The sequence below is a fragment of the Pseudoalteromonas sp. T1lg24 genome (assembly GCF_002964745.1).
GTDB classification, from domain to species: Bacteria; Pseudomonadota; Gammaproteobacteria; order Enterobacterales; family Alteromonadaceae; genus Pseudoalteromonas; species Pseudoalteromonas spongiae.
The window spans coordinates 49,447-66,861 of the sequence record NZ_PQCB01000001.1 but is presented as its reverse complement, the minus strand read 5'-3'; the positions used below and the strand labels follow the sequence as shown (position 1 = coordinate 66,861).

Annotated in this window: 11 protein-coding genes, 1 pseudogene and 1 riboswitch; of the genes and pseudogenes, 7 read left to right on the top strand and 5 right to left on the bottom strand. The window is 41.5% G+C overall.

The genetic code is table 11. The features are described from left to right. The first annotated feature begins 4 nt into the window (after positions 1-4). The 3 genes and pseudogenes from rnr to C2M30_RS00240 all read left to right on the top strand — a co-directional run bounded on the left by rnr (position 5) and on the right by C2M30_RS00240 (position 3,725). Positions 5-2,433, top strand: a pseudogene (gene rnr / locus C2M30_RS00250) (ribonuclease R). 4 nt (positions 2,434-2,437) lie between these two features. Beyond that, positions 2,438-3,175 carry a 23S rRNA (guanosine(2251)-2'-O)-methyltransferase RlmB gene (rlmB, locus tag C2M30_RS00245; RefSeq protein ID WP_010562064.1) on the top strand — a complete coding sequence of 246 codons (738 nt, stop codon included), beginning with the start codon at positions 2,438-2,440 and terminating at the stop codon, positions 3,173-3,175. Between the two features lie 121 nt (positions 3,176-3,296). Next, positions 3,297-3,725 carry a BLUF domain-containing protein gene (locus C2M30_RS00240; protein ID WP_105170256.1) on the top strand — a complete coding sequence of 143 codons (429 nt, stop codon included), beginning with the start codon at positions 3,297-3,299 and terminating at the stop codon, positions 3,723-3,725. A gap of 105 nt (positions 3,726-3,830) precedes the next feature. Here C2M30_RS00240 and C2M30_RS00235 read toward each other — a convergent pair whose 3' ends face one another. Beyond that, positions 3,831-6,608 (bottom strand): M16 family metallopeptidase, encoded by a 2,778-nt coding sequence (locus tag C2M30_RS00235; protein ID WP_105170255.1) that lies wholly within the window; start codon positions 6,606-6,608, stop codon positions 3,831-3,833. Between the two features lie 366 nt (positions 6,609-6,974). Here C2M30_RS00235 and thiI point away from each other — a divergent pair, with 366 nt between their 5' ends. After that, positions 6,975-8,435 (top strand): tRNA uracil 4-sulfurtransferase ThiI, encoded by a 1,461-nt coding sequence (gene thiI / locus C2M30_RS00230; RefSeq protein WP_105170254.1) that lies wholly within the window; start codon positions 6,975-6,977, stop codon positions 8,433-8,435. Here thiI and C2M30_RS00225 read toward each other — a convergent pair. Further along, on the bottom strand, positions 8,413-9,324 hold the full coding sequence (locus C2M30_RS00225) for a ketopantoate reductase family protein (RefSeq protein WP_105170253.1): 912 nt from the start codon (positions 9,322-9,324) through the stop codon (positions 8,413-8,415). The genes thiI and C2M30_RS00225 overlap by 23 nt on opposite strands. Next, the gene (locus tag C2M30_RS00220) at positions 9,293-9,655 is read right to left on the bottom strand and encodes a VanZ family protein (protein ID WP_100914138.1); all 363 of its coding nucleotides are present in this window, start codon (positions 9,653-9,655) and stop codon (positions 9,293-9,295) included. The genes C2M30_RS00225 and C2M30_RS00220 overlap by 32 nt, the downstream gene beginning before the upstream one ends. 263 nt (positions 9,656-9,918) lie before the next feature. Here C2M30_RS00220 and C2M30_RS00215 point away from each other — a divergent pair, with 263 nt between their 5' ends. Further along, positions 9,919-10,401 carry a YajQ family cyclic di-GMP-binding protein gene (locus tag C2M30_RS00215; RefSeq protein ID WP_100914137.1) on the top strand — a complete coding sequence of 161 codons (483 nt, stop codon included), beginning with the start codon at positions 9,919-9,921 and terminating at the stop codon, positions 10,399-10,401. A gap of 89 nt (positions 10,402-10,490) precedes the next feature. Here C2M30_RS00215 and C2M30_RS00210 read toward each other — a convergent pair whose 3' ends face one another. Next, a complete protein-coding gene (locus C2M30_RS00210) occupies positions 10,491-13,745 on the bottom strand; it encodes a M6 family metalloprotease domain-containing protein (RefSeq protein ID WP_105170252.1) in 3,255 nt (1,084 codons plus the stop codon). Positions 13,746-13,945: 200 nt separating this feature from the next. Further along, positions 13,946-14,105: riboswitch (cobalamin riboswitch) on the top strand. Between the two features lie 34 nt (positions 14,106-14,139). Between C2M30_RS00210 and C2M30_RS00205 the strand changes: the two genes are divergently transcribed. Further along, entirely contained in the window at positions 14,140-16,047 is a 1,908-nt protein-coding gene (locus tag C2M30_RS00205; protein WP_105170251.1) for a TonB-dependent receptor domain-containing protein, read from the top strand. 57 nt (positions 16,048-16,104) lie between these two features. Here the strand turns inward: C2M30_RS00205 and msrA are convergent, their stop codons facing one another. Further along, positions 16,105-16,629: a peptide-methionine (S)-S-oxide reductase MsrA gene (gene msrA / locus C2M30_RS00200; protein ID WP_054980559.1), complete on the bottom strand. Its 525-nt coding sequence runs from the start codon at positions 16,627-16,629 to the stop codon at positions 16,105-16,107. Between the two features lie 65 nt (positions 16,630-16,694). On the opposite strand from msrA, the gene C2M30_RS00195 reads away from it, so the two are divergent. After that, a complete protein-coding gene (locus tag C2M30_RS00195) occupies positions 16,695-17,396 on the top strand; it encodes an SDR family NAD(P)-dependent oxidoreductase (RefSeq protein ID WP_105170250.1) in 702 nt (233 codons plus the stop codon). The last annotated feature ends 19 nt before the right edge of the window (positions 17,397-17,415 follow it).

The following is a 17,415-nucleotide window of genomic DNA, read 5'->3' as shown; positions in this document are numbered from 1 at the left end:
ATTCATGCCGAAAAAAGATCCTTATTTAGACCGCGAACAACAAAAATACGACAATCCAGTGCCGAGCCGAGAGTTTATTCTTGAGCATATCAGCAACCGAACTAAACCTGCCAATTTTGCCGATTTATGTGGCGAACTAAACGTGTTTGAAGAAGAGCGTCAAATCGCTTTAAAACGCCGTTTACGCGCAATGGAGCGCGATGGTCAGCTGCTATTCAATAAATCAAAATGTTACTGCATTCCTGATAAAGTCGGTTTGGTAAAAGGTAAAGTGATTGGACATCGCGAAGGATTTGGCTTTTTAGAGCTGGATGAAGGCGGTAAAGATTGGTTTATTCCAAAACACCAAATGGAGCAAGTGCTACACGGCGACCGTGTATTAGCAAAGCCAGCTAGTTTTGGTAAAAACGGTAAATGCGATGCACGAATTGTACGTGTGCTTGAAGGTGAAAGAGCACCGATTATTGGTCGTTTTTTCCGTGAGCACGGTATGGCAGTTGTGGTGGCGGAAGATCCGCGCATTAGCCAAGATATTATGATTTTACCGGGCTTTGAAGGTGATGCTAAGCACAATCAAATGGTGCAAATTGAAATCACTCAGCGCCCAAGCAAGCGCATGAACGCACTTGGTAAAGTAATTGATGTACTTGGTGAGCATATGGCGCCGGGTATGGAAATTGAAGTTGCGCTGCGTAATCACGATATTCCAAATCAATGGCCAAAAGATCTTGAGCAGCAAATCGCTGGTCTAACTGATGAAGTACTGGAAAAAGACAAAGAAGGCCGTATTGATTTACGTCATTTACCACTGGTAACGATAGACGGCGAAGACGCGCGCGACTTTGATGATGCAGTATTCTGTGAAGCGAAAAAGTCAGGTGGCTGGCGTTTATGGGTCGCGATTGCCGATGTATCGCACTATGTTAGCAAAAACAGCCCATTAGACCGTGAAGCAATTCAACGTGGTAACTCGGTGTACTTCCCATCAGAAGTGATTCCAATGCTGCCAAAAGTGCTTTCTAACGGGTTATGTAGTTTAAATCCGAAAGTAGACCGCCTGTGTATGGTGGCCGAAATGACAGTATCGCAAACAGGAAAACTGTCGGGTTATCGTTTTTACCAAGCAGTGATGAATTCGCATGCGCGCTTAACTTACACCAAAGTAGGTGAGTTACTGGGCGGCGATGAAAATGCCTTAGGTGAAGAAAATGCAGCACTGGTGCCGCATATTCGTGAATTGCACTTAATGTACAAAACGCTGAAAGCAGCACGTTTAGAGCGCGGTGCTATTGAGTTTGAAACCAAAGAACCGAAATTTATTTTTAACGCGCAGCGTAAAATCGATCAATTGTGGCACTTAGCCGTAACGATGCACATAAACTGATTGAAGAGTGCATGATTTTAGCGAACGTTGCCGCAGCCAAGTTGTTAGAAAAACACGAAGCGCCAGCGCTTTACCGTGTACACGACGAGCCTGATCCTGAAAAGCTAATGAACTTTAGCCAGTTTTTAGGTGAACTGGGTATTGAAGTTACGATGCCTCAAGAGCCAACGCCAAAAGAAGTTGGCGAGTTGTTTGACCGTTTAGAAAAGCGCCCTGAAATTGAGCTTATTCAAACCATGTTGTTGCGCTCAATGAAGCAAGCGGTGTATCAGGCAGATAATATTGGTCACTTTGGTTTGGCATTAAAAGCGTATGCGCATTTTACCTCGCCAATTCGCCGTTACCCTGATTTAGTTGTGCATCGCGCAATTAAAGCCGTTATTAAAGAGCAGGGGCAAAAAACATCAGGTGAATATGCCTATATTCAAGATGAGGTCGATCAGTTAGGTGAGCAATGTTCAATGACTGAGCGCCGCGCTGACGATGCCACCCGCGAAGTGGCCGATTGGCTGAAGTGCGAATTTATGCAAGACCGCGTAGGTGAAGTGTTTAGCGGTGTGATTTCATCGGTAACCAATTTTGGCTTATTTGTGCGCTTAAACGACTTATATATCGACGGTATGGTGCATGTTACGTCACTTGGCAACGACTATTATCATTTCGACGGTAAAAAGCATTGTTTAATAGGCGAAAATAGCCGCAAAGTTTTCCGTATGGGTGACCCAATTGATGTGCAAGTAGCCTCTGTTAGCCTTGATGATCGCCGCATTAATTTAACGCTAGGTGAAGAAGTAGGGCAAGACCGCTATTCACGTCGTCGTGCCCAAAAAGCCGTAAATGAAGCGAGCAGTGTGCGTGACCAACTGCGTGCAGGTGCGATTCCTGAAAAAGGCAAAGGTAAGGGTAAACCAAAACCTGCGGGTAAATCATCAGGTAAGCCGACCAAGAAAAGCAAAGCAGGTAAAAAGTCTGCTAGCAAAACCAAATCAAAAGCTTCGGCTGCTAAAAAGCGTCCGGGTAAAAATGCAAGAAAACGTGCTAAGAGCTAATTAAATGAGTAACGAATTAATTTTTGGCTTTCACTCAGTGGAAGCAATTTTAAATAAAGAACCAGAGCGCTTTATCGAAATTTATGCGCTAAAAGGCCGCGAAGATAAACGTCTTAATCCAATTATTAACCTAGCGCGTCAATTCGGTGTATCAATTCAATTTATGCAGCGTAAAGCACTCGATGATAAAGCCAAAGGTGAACAGCATCAGGGGATTATTGCCCGCGTAAAAGAGGGTAAAAAGTACAACGAGAAAGACCTCGACCAGATCATTGCCAATAGCGATACGCCATTTTTATTAGTACTTGATGGCGTAACTGACCCGCATAACTTAGGTGCGTGTTTACGTAATGCTGATGCCGCAGGCGTCGATGCGATTATTGTACCGAAAGATAAATCAGCCAAACTGAATGGTACCGCGCGTAAAGTTGCCTGTGGTGCGGCAGAAACGGTTCCTTTAGTGCAGGTAACAAACCTTGCTCGCACCCTGCGTGATATTAAAGAAATGGGTGTATGGGTTGTTGGCACTGCAGGTGAAACAGATGTTGAAGTATTTGATGCAAAACTAACAGGCCCAATGGCAATTGTAATGGGCGCAGAAGGCTCAGGTATGCGTCGCTTAACCCGAGAGCACTGCGATGAGCTGGTTAAAATTCCAATGGTAGGTACAGTTTCAAGCTTAAATGTATCAGTGGCAACGGGTATTTGTTTGTTTGAAGTACTGCGCCAACGACGCGCGTAAATATAGTTTACTCGCTTGGTAAAAAGGTCGCTTAGCGGCCTTTTTTTGTTATTAAACAGTGACCTTTTTAAGATAACAGTCTATATATTTTAAAGTTGAACTTTAAGCCATGGAACTGTTTATGTCACTGCACCAATTAATTTATCAAAGTAGAGAAACACGCGCGCTTTCAAATCAGGATTTTGCCGATATTTTAGAGGTAGCTCGCACGTTTAATGAAAGCCAAGGCATTACTGGGTGCCTTTTTTATAACGGCGGTTGGTTGCTGCAGGTGCTAGAAGGTGAGCAAAGTACAATAGATTCGCTATATCAAAAAATAGCGCGCGACGAGCGTCATAAAGACTGTAATTTGATGTATTTTGAACCCGTTGAAAAACGTGTTTTTTCCAAGTGGACAATGGGTATGATCAATTTAGAAACAGAAAAAAATAGCAAATACAGTGAGCTAAAATCTGCGATGGATGAGTTTAAAACTGGTAAGGTTGCGGTGCCATTGGCGATTAAGTTGTTTCGGATTTTTACCCACGACTTCACACCAAAATCTGTTTAGTTAATAAGGTAGAGCGCAAAGATCAAGACGCTCTAGTTTGCTGACTTTAAAATATAAAAAAGCCGCTTTAATGCGGCTTTTTAAGTTTTAGATTTAGCTAATAAACTAATCTTCTAGGTAAACAATTTCACCTAAGTTAAGTGATTCAAGTTCCGCTTTAATTTTTGCCACATCACCCACAATAACCCATGTCATTTGGTCTTGTTTGATAAGGCTCTTAGCTTGTTGTTTCACGTCATTAAGTGTGGTGTTTTTTACTTTTGAACCATATTGCTCAAGGTCAGATACATCTTTGCCTCGTTTATATGCGCTTGATAGCGAGCCAAGTAACGACCACTTTTTCTCGTAACGACCTGGTAGTTTAGCAACCTTGTTACTGACAACTTTATTTAGCTCTTCGTCAGTGGCTGGTTTTTTACCAGTGTAGTTTTCAAGCTCTTTTAAGATTTCTTGAATCGACTCTTTGGTTTTGTCGGTTTGCACTGGCGCATAAACAAAGAACGGAGACTGCCCTTTATAGTCAAGTAATGCAGAGCGAGCTCCGTATGACCAACCTTTATCTTCACGTAGATTCATATTAATACGTGACGTAAATGAACCGCCAATAATGGTGTTCATAATATCCAGCTTAATATCTTGATCAGTGGCTAAACTATTGCGATCTGGGCCAAGTAAACCGGCAACAATCAGTGATTGTGGTGTATCTGGCTTGTCGATTACATATACTTTAGCTGTTTGTGCCGGTGTTACCTGCGTTAAGCTTACCGCTGGTTTTGCAGTGTTTGGCGCCTGCCAGTCAGCCAACGTAGTATTTAGTGTTGTGGTTAGCTCATCCATTGAAATATCGCCAACCACAACTAAGCGTGCGTTATCAGGGCGTAACCAAGTGTTTTTGTAATTAACTAGGTCGTCACGAGTGAAACTGTTAACGGTTGCTGCGTAACCCGAGCCAGTTAAAGGTTGCGAATATGCGTGATTTTCGCCGTATAAACGTGGTGGCAGTTCACGCAATGCATTGCTCATTGGTGTTGATTTTTCTTTTTTGATGCCGTCAACAGTGAGTTTACGAATACGCTCAATATCTTGCTCGTTAAATGCAGGATTAAGTATCGCTTGTGAAAATAACTCAGCACTGCGCTGCCAATTCACTTTTAATGCACTTAAACTAACATCAGCGTTATCTAAACTTGCACCTGAATAAAGTGACGCGCCAATTTTTTCAAGTTCTGCAGCCAGCTCTAAGCTTGATAATTCATTGGTGCCTTCGCGCAGCATTTTCATTGTAAACAGTGCAAGGCCAGCTTTATCGTCGGTAGTTGATGAGAAGCCACCGTCAAAATTAAGTTCCATATTGATACTTGGCGTATCAGAACGCTGTGCCAATACAACTTCTAAACCATTGTTTAAGCGCGCAGTTTGTACTTCAGGTAGCTTTAATTCAGGTAATGAATCAACGCTTGGTACTTTACTTCTATCTGCGCCTGTTTGGTTGTGTGAAAGCTTTTCAAACGGCTCGATTGTTAGTACAAAATCACCATCAGTTAACCATTTTTTACCTGCTTGTTGAATATCAGCAGGGGTTGCGGCGTTTTGAATCGCCTGCTGCTTTTTATAGAAAACAGGGTCGCCGTGGTACACCATGCCTGATGCTAGAATGTCTGACTTGCCACCAAAACCACCAACGCCTTCAACATTTTTTACCCAGCTTGCCGCATTTGAGAATTTAATACGGTTTAGTTCTTCGCTTGTTGGGCCTTCATTCAGTAGTTTCGCAAGTTCTTCATCAATAATCGCTTCTACTTCGTTTAAGTTTGCACCCGGTAGCGTATCAACACCAATCATAATTTGACCCGCCATAGTGCGAGTGTAGTTAAAGGCAAATGCCATTGATGCTTTTTGCTCTTGATAGACTAGGCGCTTATAAAGGCGGCTGTTTTTTCCACCGGCAAGCACATCTGCAAGCAGTGATAAATACTCGCTATCAGCGGTACCTTTTTCAGCGGTATTCCATACTTTAACAATACGAGGACTCGGCACGCGGTCTTGCATTGTCATACGTTTAGTACCAGTGCGCTTAGCCACCCATGCATCAATTTGTGCAACTGGCTTACCCGGTTTGATGTCGCCAAAGTACTTGTTTGCTTTTTCTTTCGCGGTTGCCACGTCAATGTCACCAGCAAGTACTAGTACAGCATTGTTAGGGCCATAATAATCTTTAAACCACTGGTGCACATCATCAAGTGACGCCGCATTTAAATCTTCCATTGAGCCGATAACAGACCACGAGTAAGGGTGACCTTTCGGGAATGTATTTTCCGCTACTGCTCCCCACATTTTGCCATAAGGACGTGCTTCACCTTGGCGTTTTTCATTTTGTACAACACCGCGTTGTTCATCGAGTTTTTCTTGGGTAATGGCGCCAAGTAAGTGACCCATGCGATCAGATTCCATCCAAAGCGCCATATCTAATGCCGTTGTTGGTACGTTTTGGAAGTAGTTTGTACGGTCGTTGTTTGTAGTACCGTTTTGTTCAGTCGCACCGGCTTTTTCGAATGGACCAAAATACTCATCGTTATAATTTTCAGTACCGTTAAACATTAAGTGCTCGAATAAATGGGCAAAACCAGTTTTGCCTAACTTTTCATGCTTTGAACCAACGTTATACCAAACGTTTACAGCGACAATCGGTGCTTTTCGGTCTGTGTGAACAATGACTTTTAAGCCATTATCCAGCGTAAAAGAGTCATAACTTACGTCAACACTCGGTAAGTTAATTGCAGCGCTTGTTGATTGCGCTTGAGTCGATGATGAGCTTGTACTGTTACAGCCTGAAAGTGCTAAAGACACAGCGACGGTAAGCGCCGTTAAAGTGAGTTTTTGCATTAATACTATCCTTAGAAAATTAGAGTACGTTGCACTGAACTGCGTGGAATTATTTTACTTTTGATGCTGCGGACTCTAATGGCAAACGCCAAGCGCTGTTAGTTGTTAAGAAAACTAATTGCCACGCCTTGATTTATTCCATTAAAGACAACGGCACTACGCTACAGTAACAACTTAGGTCAATATGCCTTTAGCTATAAAACACTAAGCGAAATTGAATTGCAAGGCTATGATTTAACAGATGTAAACAGCTTGGAAACGAAACAGAACGCATAGCAGATATAACTAGCGTGCTTAAACTAAACTTTCAACAAGGGACTGAGTCTTGGTATAATAGTAAATTCACTGTCGCTTTGAGAATGATGTATGTTCAAGTTTATTGTTAAATTACACCCAGAAATATCGATTAAAAGTAAATCGGTTCGCAAACGTTTTACCAAGCTTTTAGCATCGAATGTTAAAAACATGGTTATTCGCGTTCATGAAGATGCGAAAGTAATTCAAAACTGGGACAACATCGTAGTGATGTGTAAAAGCCAAGATGAAGAAGTTCGCCTTGGTTTAATCGATACCCTAAAGCGCGTGCCGGGTATTGTGCAATTTATTGAAGTACAAGAAACCACATTTGAATCATTAGATGATATTTACCAAGTTGCACTTGAGCTTAATAAAGAGCGTTTAAAAGGCAAAACCTTCTGCGTACGTTGTAAACGTCAAGGTAAGCATGACTTCACCTCAAGTGACGTAGAGCGTTACGTTGGTGGTGGTTTAAATCAGAATGTTGAAGGTGCACAGGTAAAACTGCAAAAACCTGAAATTACAGTAAAAGTAGAAGTTAAAAACGAATTTGCTTACATCATTAAAGAAACGCACTTTGGTTTAGGAGGCTTTCCGCTTCCGACTCAAGAAGATGTATTAAGCTTAATGTCGGGCGGTTTTGATTCGGGCGTGGCAAGCTACTTAATGATGCGTAAAGGCGCGCGTACTCACTTCTTATTCTTTAATCTTGGTGGTGCAACACACGAAATTGGCGTTAAGCAAGCAAGTTACTATTTGTGGAAACAATTTAGCTCAACGCACCGTGTAAAGTTTATTAAAGTAGACTTTGAACCTGTTGTTGCTGAAATTCTAGAAAACATCGAAAACAGCCAAATGGGTGTGGTACTTAAACGTATGATGATGCGTGCTGGTAGTGCAATTGCACAAAAGCTGGGCATTGATGCGTTAGTAACCGGTGAAAGCTTAGGTCAGGTATCGAGCCAAACTTTAGCAAACTTAAATGTGATTGATCGCGTAACAGAAACGCTAATTTTACGCCCGCTTATTCAACACGATAAGCAAGAAATTATCGATATTGCTCGTAGCATAGGTACTTCTGAAATGGCCGAAGCTATGCCTGAGTTCTGTGGCGTTATTTCTAAAAAGCCAACGGTAAAAGCTAAGCTTGATAAGATCATTGCAGAAGAAGAAAACTTCGATTTTGATGTGCTTGATACGGTTGTAAATAATGCGCGTATTATGTGCATTAAAGAGATTGAAGCGGAAACCAAAGAAGAAGTTAAAGAAGCGGAATCGGCAGCTGAATTACCAAAAGGCGCGATCGTGATTGATATTCGTTCGCCGGAAGAAGAAGACAACGATCCGTTAGATCTTGATGGTATTGAAGTTAAACACTTACCGTTTTATAAGTTAGCAACACAATTTGGTGATTTGCCAAAAGGTGAAGACTATTACCTCTATTGTAAAAAGGGCGTAATGAGCCAATTACAAGCGCTGATCTTACATGAAGAAGGCTACACTAACGTTAAGGTGTACCGTCCTGAATAAGCGCTAAAAAGCGAGAGTTAAATGGGGTTGAATAGCAATATTCAGCCCCTTTTTTATGGATGTAACCACAGATACTGTCGATTTCGCTTTGCTGCTGTTTAAATACGTCGCGATTCATTGAAGAGTAGTTTTGCGACGTTGCGCGCATTACCCGGTAGGCACTGTCAAGCGCGCTACTAAGTGATATTTCCACGCCTTCTTTACTTGCAATAAACACCGCTTCGTTTACCAGCCCAAAAATATCACTAGCAAAGTGCGGCGAAACAAGCGCGCCGTTTTTAACTTGATGTACTGCAGTTAGCGGGTTTATCGCAATATTAATAATCAGTTTTTGCCACAGTAATGCGTTAATGTTTTGCTCTATGGTGATATTTGGTATGGCTGTTAAAAGATGCTCGATTGTTGGTGTTTTTTCGGTGTTAGCGTTTAATGCGCCAATAAAACTAGCGCCAAAGCCGGTGTGTGCTATCGCAAAATCTGCATGCTTAAATGCAGCCATGCTGGTGGTTAAGAAAAACAGATTTTGTGTCGCGAGCGCTTGGTTAATTGCCGTCAAGTTAGGCATGCCATTATGGCTCAATATCACGGTGGCGTTGCTGCTTATTTTATTTCGCAGTTGAGCTACTACGTTTGCGGCTTGGTAAGACTTGGTTGGAATAAAGAGGTTATCAATAGAGTCTATTTCATCAATCGTTACGGTTTTGAGCGAAAATGTTTCAACCGACTGGTCAAGCGCTGTAACCGTTATGTGCGCTGAGTTTTTGGTTTTGCTGCGTACAATCAGTTTGATATCAAATGCTGTGCGCAGCAATCGGGCGAACAATAAACCAATGGCACCATGGCCAACAATATACAGCTTAGGCTTGTTCACTTTGTTTCGCTTTTGCATAGCGTTTATGCCATACAGCACTGATGATTAAGTAACTAAGAATACCTGCAACATCAGCAACAAAATCAGCAAATGAAGCTTGGCGATGAGGAAGCATGCCTTGCACATATTCCACACCAGCACCATACGCTGCCAAAATTACGATATATAACCAGAATGGCGCTTTTACCGCGCGTTTTAAAAAGCCTGTTAACACAAAAAACACAGCGAAGTGAGCAACCTTATCGATGTGCGAGATGCTAACTAGCGATGACTTTACTTCTTTAAAAAAGAGCAGGCTGCAGGCAATAATAAATACAATAAACAATGCCTGATAAATACGTCGGCTCACACAAAACTTCCTCAAAATCACGAATTTCGAGTATAACAAATAGCATTGCGTGAAAATATGAAAAATTTGTAAGTTTAATTATGCGCTTTATAATACCAATTCAATTAAATAGCTAATCATGCTTGCAGCTAAATTTATCGGTGTAGAGTGGTTACATAAATTAAATTCTGCCTTGTTAGCATTTCATTTATCCAGCGCTATATCTGATCACATATTTAACAGAATTGGTATAATCGCACCATTAGCACATTACGGAGATAACTATGCCTTCATTTGATATCGTTTCTGAAGTGGAAATGACTGAAGCAAAAAACGCGGTTGATAATTCAAATCGTGAATTAGATACGCGTTACGATTTTAGAGGTGTTGAAGCCTCATTTGAATTTGGTAAAGAAATTATCACGATGAAAGCTGATTCAGATTTTCAGCTTAATCAGATGTTTGATATTTTAGCGGCAAAAGCAGTAAAACGCGGCTTAGATGTAAAAAGCTTTGAAGTAAAAGATGTGGTTCACACTGGTAAAACGTATTCTCAGCAAGTGTTTATCAAGCAGGGCATTGAAAAAGACATTGCCAAAAAAATTGTGAAGCTGATTAAAGACTCAAAAGTAAAAGTACAAGCTGCGATTCAAGGTGAAGAAGTACGCGTAACAGGAAAAAAACGCGATGACTTACAAGCTATTATGCAACTCGTTCGCGAAGCTGAATTAGGGCAACCGTTCCAGTTTAAAAACTTCCGCGATTAATCGATGGATTTTCAAAATCGCCAATTATTTTAGCGGTTTAAATCAAAAAGAAAGAGCCACATTTATGGCTCTTTTTTTATGGATTAATCTTAACTTCGTCTGCGTAAGCTAATTAGAGTTAGAAGCCCTAACATTGCAAATAAACTACCACTTGAAGAACTTGATGTTGCCTCAGTAGTTGGAGGAGCAATGTTTTTAACTGTTACTTGAACACTTGCTGTGCTCGTTAGTAATTGGTCGCTCACTGTAACTTCAAATGTAAGTACTTGATCGCTATCAACGCTAGGTGCTGTGAAAACTAAGTTTGCCTCATCTGTACTGGTTAAATTCACTGCCGGACCACTGGTTTGTTTCCAGTTGTAATTGAGCGCATCACCATCTGGGTCGCTCGATTCTGCGGTTAACGTGACCGTTGTACCTTCATTTACTGATAAATCATTACCGATTGTAACTACCGGCGCTTGATTTGAGCGCTTGATGTCAATTGAAATATGAACACCTGAAGAGCCCTTACCGTCAGATACTGACACAAACAAATTAATAGAAGTATCACTTGCTACATCTGGCGCTGTAAAGCTAAGAGTGTTGCTGGCATTACCTGCTAAATCAATTGCAGGGCCTGAGATTTGTTGCCACTCATAGGTTAGTGCATCGCCGTCTTCATCTGTCGCGGAGACGGAAATCGTCACTAGCTCATTAGCTAATACTGATTGAGGTGTATCAATTTCGACAACTGGAAGCTTATTTACATTGATAACGTTTACAGTGATGTATGCGGTTGTACTACCTTTGCCATCATCTGCTGTGAGCGAGAATGTTAAGCTTTCGTCTGCTTGCACTTGCGGTGCGGTAAAGTTTAGGTTTGCACTTGTGCTATCTGCAATTGCCACTTCGGTACCTGATATTTGCTGCCAAGCTAGCGTGATCGGGTCGTTATCAGCATCGCTCACAGTTGCGCTTAGCGCCACAGCTTCACCTTCGGTAACATAATGAGTGGTTTCAAGTTGAATAATCGGTAGCAGGTTGTTGTCTACCGTATCTTCAACTTCAAGGTAATCAAGGTAATGTGAAATCAGCGCAGACTTACTGCCAGCAGATAAGTGGCTTAATGAGCAGGTATTCACAATTAGTTTGCTGTTATTGATCGCACCTTGAATGCCACACGGGCCAAACTCATTTTTCCATTTACCTTCAATGTCATCATAAAATAGACCTTTTGCGTTAAGAAAGGTTGTTGCATTTTGTTGTGTAATAAACTCAGAGCTTGGCGGTGAGATGCTATCCTCAGCAATGATAGTTTGGCTGACGGTTTGCCCATTATTAAGCGCGATACTTTCCACTTGCTCAACACGAACATCGGTGTTGGTTACCGTTAAATCGAGTGCATTGCTAAGTTCAGGCGATAGGCTAAGGACATTTTCACCGGCAATAATAAGCTTGCTGTTAAAGCGCGAGTAGTTATCAATAAATGATACTTCTTCACTGCTTGCTTTACGGTCACGGCCGAATGCTTGCAGTGTGCCATCGTCGAGTCTATTCCAAGGCGTGCGAGACTCACCAAAATCGACAGAGACAAATTTAAAATTGGTGCTAGTTAGCGGGAATAAAAAGTCTGAATAGTAAACTGGTAAGGTCAAGCTATCGTAAACTTGTTTTGTTTCCGCATTTAATGAGTGATCTAAATGAAAGTGCACTGCTGAAGATTCACCGTTGTATGCGAATACTTTCAAGTATTCAGCGCTTTTATAACCTTCTGCGGTAACGGCATTAAACTGCAAGTTTAGTTGGCCATTCTCGGTAATAAGCTCTGCAAAATTCACATCAAATGGTGCGGATAGTGTTTTTTTAAGTTCGCCGTTAATTAACAATTCAACATGATCAACTTGAGATAAGTCGTCACTGCTAATGGTTGCTTGTGCATTATGTGCTATCAGTGATTTATCGCTAATAGAACCGACCGAAATCGTCGCAATACTAGGGTAAACCTGTGCATTAAATGTAGCGCTATTGCCATCGGTATTGAGGTTTTGAATGTCTACGCCGGTATGTTTTGCGGCATAGTTTTTACTCGCTGGCTGTGTTTGAGGTGAAAAGCTATCGCCTGTAGTAAATACGTCGTTTTCATCAGCGTAGGCCGCAGCTAGTTCAATTTCATTTAAATTATCAGCTTGAATTAGGCGAATAAGTTTGTTGTCAGAGTAGCTGTTATCGTTGGCAAAGTAGCCCCAACTATTGAGCTCTGAATTTATATGCCAAATATTTAAACCTTCAGCGTTTAAGTTTAAGTCGTTACCGCTTCTATCACGGTATTGCACAATAAAGTACTCGTCGTATTTATTGGTGGCACTTGTGTCGCTGCGTAAAATAAGCGCATCTTGGTTAGTTGATGTGGCTGAAAGTTGATAGTTGGTATCTGAAGTTGATGCAAACTGTGGCGTCAGCCAGCCAAGCGCAAATTTACTAAATGCACTGTGATCTGAACTGTTATTATCCATCATATCCATGCCACCTGTACCACCACGTGGACCAATGCTGTCGTCGTAATCGTAGTAATCAGGCAGGCCAAGAGCATGGCCGGTCTCATGAATAAGTACAAGCGGCGAAAATGCTTGTCCTTCCGAATAGGCCAGCCATTGCCATGAAATTGTGCTGATGGTTTTACCATCGACGGTAAATGAATTGTCGCCAAAACCTGAGAAAGTACCCCACCAAAGGCTTGCCCATTCGCCAGGAGGGCCAGTCCAAATCACTGCAACGTAATCGATGTCGCCGTCGCCGTCGTTATCGTATTGGCTAAAGTCATGGCCAAGCGCATCATGGTGTTCAATTGCTTCTTTGATGATTTGCTGCTTTACCTGTGCGGCATTTGTGCCATCGTCAAGCGGACGGTTGTACTCGGTTTTATACCAATCAAGCACATTACCTTGAATATCAAGTTTGTTATATGACGAACGCTGGTAAAATGCACGGTGGCTTTCAAACGGGAAACTGCTGGCGTTGCCCTCACCAAATATTTTACTGTTAATTGCGCTTTGAGAGTTGCTTTCATTGTGTAAGTAATCGGGAAATTCAACTAGCAGCACCAACATTTTAGGCGTGCCTAAACTCGGAAAATACCCTTCAAATGGGTTTGCTTCATCTGCTCTATTTTGCATTGTTCGCAGTTGCGGCAAATGCTGTAAACGCTGGTGGTTACCATATGATTTTGCTTGCAAAGCGCGCTGGCTAAGCGTTTTTTCGGCTTTATAGCGTTTTAGCTGCTCTTGGGTGGGCGGTTGTAATGCACTTACGTGTAGTGTCAAAAATGCACTACAGGCAAGCAGTACCTTAGTTAACTGTTTCATAGTTGAATCCGTTACAAATCTATTGTCACTGTGTGAGTAATAAAGTTTACTCCTAAATGACCTTTTATAGAAACAATTACCGCGCAGTAGATGAACTGTTTTTAGCGGTTTAGACTTCTAAAATTGACATTTTCACTTATCCCCTCCACAATACGCGCCTAAATTTATAGCCTATTGGTGCCGTTAAATTTTTGCTCTTTCGCTTTAGTAAAATAGCGGGTCAAACATAACAACGGATAATCGGGAAGTTGGTGCATAAGTCTTTGCCTTATTAAGTCCAACGCTGCCCCCGCAACGGTGATGTATTTTGTATTAAATAAAATGCTCAGCCCGGAGACCGGCCAATTGGTTTCTTAAAACGATTAACATTGTGCGGTGGGCACAAGGGGATAATATGTATCACAAATCTAAGTTAGGTTTGGCGCTTAGCCTTGCCTTGTCTTCTTCATTCGTTGCAGCTAACACAACTGACGCTCAAACACAGCATGATATTGAAACCATTGTTGTTACCGCGAATAAGCTTGAGCAATCAATTGACCAAACTCTGGCAAGCGTGCAAGTTATTGACCGTGCGCAAATTGAGCAATTAAATGTGCGTGATGTGTTAAGTGTATTAGAAACACAAGCGGGCATTCAAGTAAACCGTAATGGTGGGCAAGGGCAAAATGCGAGCCTATTTGTACGTGGCTTAGAATCTCGTTACTCGCTTATTTTAATTGATGGTGTGCGCGTAGGCTCAGCAACCTTAGGTTATAAAAGCTTATCAACTTTGCCATTAAATTCAGTTGAGCGTATTGAAGTAGTAAAAGGCTCTCGCGCAGCACAATATGGTTCTGATGCGTTAGCGGGTGTTATTAATATTATTACGCGTCAATCACAAGGTCACAGTATTGCATTAACAACAGGCTCTAATAGTTATGCGAGCTTAGAAGGCACGTCACGTTTTACTACGGAATACGTGGATATCGCGCTTAATGCAGGTTATGAGCGCACTGAAGGATTTGACGTATTAGAAAACGATGCAACAAACTTTGCAGATCCAGATAAAGACGGTTACGACAACTTAAACCTAGGGCTAAACCTTACTCATAATAATGCGTTGTTAGGTCAATTAGGTTTTATTGCTCAGTATTCAACGGGCGAAGTAGAGTTTGATAATTATTTTGATTATCAAGAGTCTACATTAGATAAAACCGAATATGAAAACTACCATGTAAATGCTAATTGGTTTAAACAGTTAGGTGACTTTAGCCATAAAGTAGATGTTGCGTTTAGCCAAGATCAAGATGATACGTTTGGCACTAAACCAACTAGCCGCTTTGCAACAGAGCGTGTACAGCTAGATTATTTATCGACATATCAGTTATCTGAGCAAATCGACTTTAATGGCGGCTTAAACTGGCATCAAGACAAGATTGATACAACGAGCAGCTATGATGAGAAAAGTCGCAATGCTTATGCTGCATTTGTTGGCGCGTATTACGATGACGGAAACTTTTTAGCTAACGTAGCTGTGCGTCACGATGATTATGATGAAGTTGGATCTGAGCAAACGTATAACATCGCGGGTGGTATTTACCTGCATCAAGACGCAGTACTGCGTGTAAGTCAAAGCTCTGGCTTTAAAGCACCTACGTTCAACGACTTATACTACCCAGGTTCAGGTAACCCAGAGCTTGAAGCTGAGACATCAGTTAACCGTGAGCTTGGCTTACGTATTGATTTTGATAGCTTAAGTGTGGATGTTGCGGCATTTCGTAACGAGCTAACCAATAAAATTGCGTGGGCACCAGCACCAACAGCGGATAACCCATATCGTTGGTCACCATTTAATATTGCTGAAGCACGTTATGAAGGCGCAGAGCTAACCACTAATTTTGCTTTTTACGGTTTTGATAACACGCTTAATGTAAGTTATATCGACGCGCAGAAAGTGGATAACTCACCAACCGCTCTTGAAAAATATAGTGACTTACCATTTGTTGCAAAAGAAAATGTACGTTACAGCATCGCTAAGCAGTGGCAAGATTTAGATATTAATTTAAGTGTTGCGTATCAATCAGAGCAAAAATCGACGCTGATTAATAAAATCCCATCGCGCATTGTGTGGGACTTAGCTGCAAACTACCAAATTCAACAGCAATTAACGGTAAGTGCTCGTATCGAAAACCTATTTGATAAAGAGTACATTCCAAGTCAAGGTTATGGCGTAGATATCGATGGTGATTGGGTGAATGATGCGTTTTACCACTACAACGAAATTGGTCGCCAGTTATTTGTTGGTATCGCGTACGATTTTTAACTGAGCGATTTAACAGCGAATCATTTTGTAAAGAAAAGCCGCAATTTGCGGCTTTTTTTATTGCGCTAGTAATGTCGCATAATTAGCTGAGAACTTAGCTAATTTAGGGCCAATCATAATACTGCAATACGGTTGATTAGGGTTATCGCGGTAGTAGTCTTGGTGGTATGTTTCAGCACTATAAAAAAGTGTCGCTGGGCTTAGCTCAGTGACAATTTTGTCTGCCAAAAGTGCTTGCTGACTTGCCAGCATTTTTAAGCTCGCTAGCTTTTGAACATCATCAAGATAAAAAATAACACTGCGGTATTGTGTACCCACATCATTGCCTTGGCGGTTTAATTGTGTTGGATCGTGTAACTCAAAAAAGATTTGTAATAGTGTTGAGTAGCTAATGACTTGCTCATCAAATTCAATTTTCACCACTTCGGCATGACCAGATAAGCCGGTACAAATATCTTGATAAGTTGGGTTATCTAAATGACCACCACTGTAACCTGATAGCACCGATTGCACGCCTTTTAAACGGCGAAATGCCGCATCAATACACCAAAAGCAGCCACCACCAAAAATTGCTGTTTGCATTATTGTTTAATCTATTTTCTTGTTAGTTGCGTAAAGATTAATACAGTTAGACAAGGAACGGCAAGATGAAACAAAGTTTAATTATTGGGGCGGGCGGCATAGGCTTGGCTGTTGCTGAGTTATTATGCCAACAAGGCGACGAACACAACATTACCATTATCACCAGCAATCCAACTCTTTTAAGTGATAAACGCTTTAATGTGTTGTTAGTCGAAAACCACAGCGAACAGCAGGTCGCAAGCTGCTTAGCGACGTTATCAATTAAGTTCGATTATGTCTTTTGTTGTTTGGGTTTATTGCATCAAGAGGAAATTCAGCCCGAAAAAAATCTATCACAATGGCGTGTTGATTCGGCAATGGCATTAATGCAAGCCAACGCATTTGCGCCGCTAACCTACTTAGTGCATTTGCAAAAGTTACTGACAAAAGAGTGTAAATTGGCGTTTTTATCAGCGCGAGTTGGCAGTATAAGCGATAACCGCTTAGGTGGTTGGTACAGTTACCGTATGGCTAAAGCAGCACTTAATATGGCAATCAAAACCGCGAGTGTGGAACTGGCTCGAAGTAGCAAGAAGGTGTGCGTAATAGCCTTTCATCCGGGCACAACTGATACCAAGTTATCTAACCCATTTCAACGTAATGTGCCGGAAAATAAATTGTTTACTGCACAATTTAGTGCGGAATGTTTAATTCGCTTGATGTTTCAGGTTAATGAAAAAGACAGTGGAAAATTCTTTGCGTGGGATGGGCAAGAAATAGAGTGGTAGCTAAGTTAAGCTTAGCTAC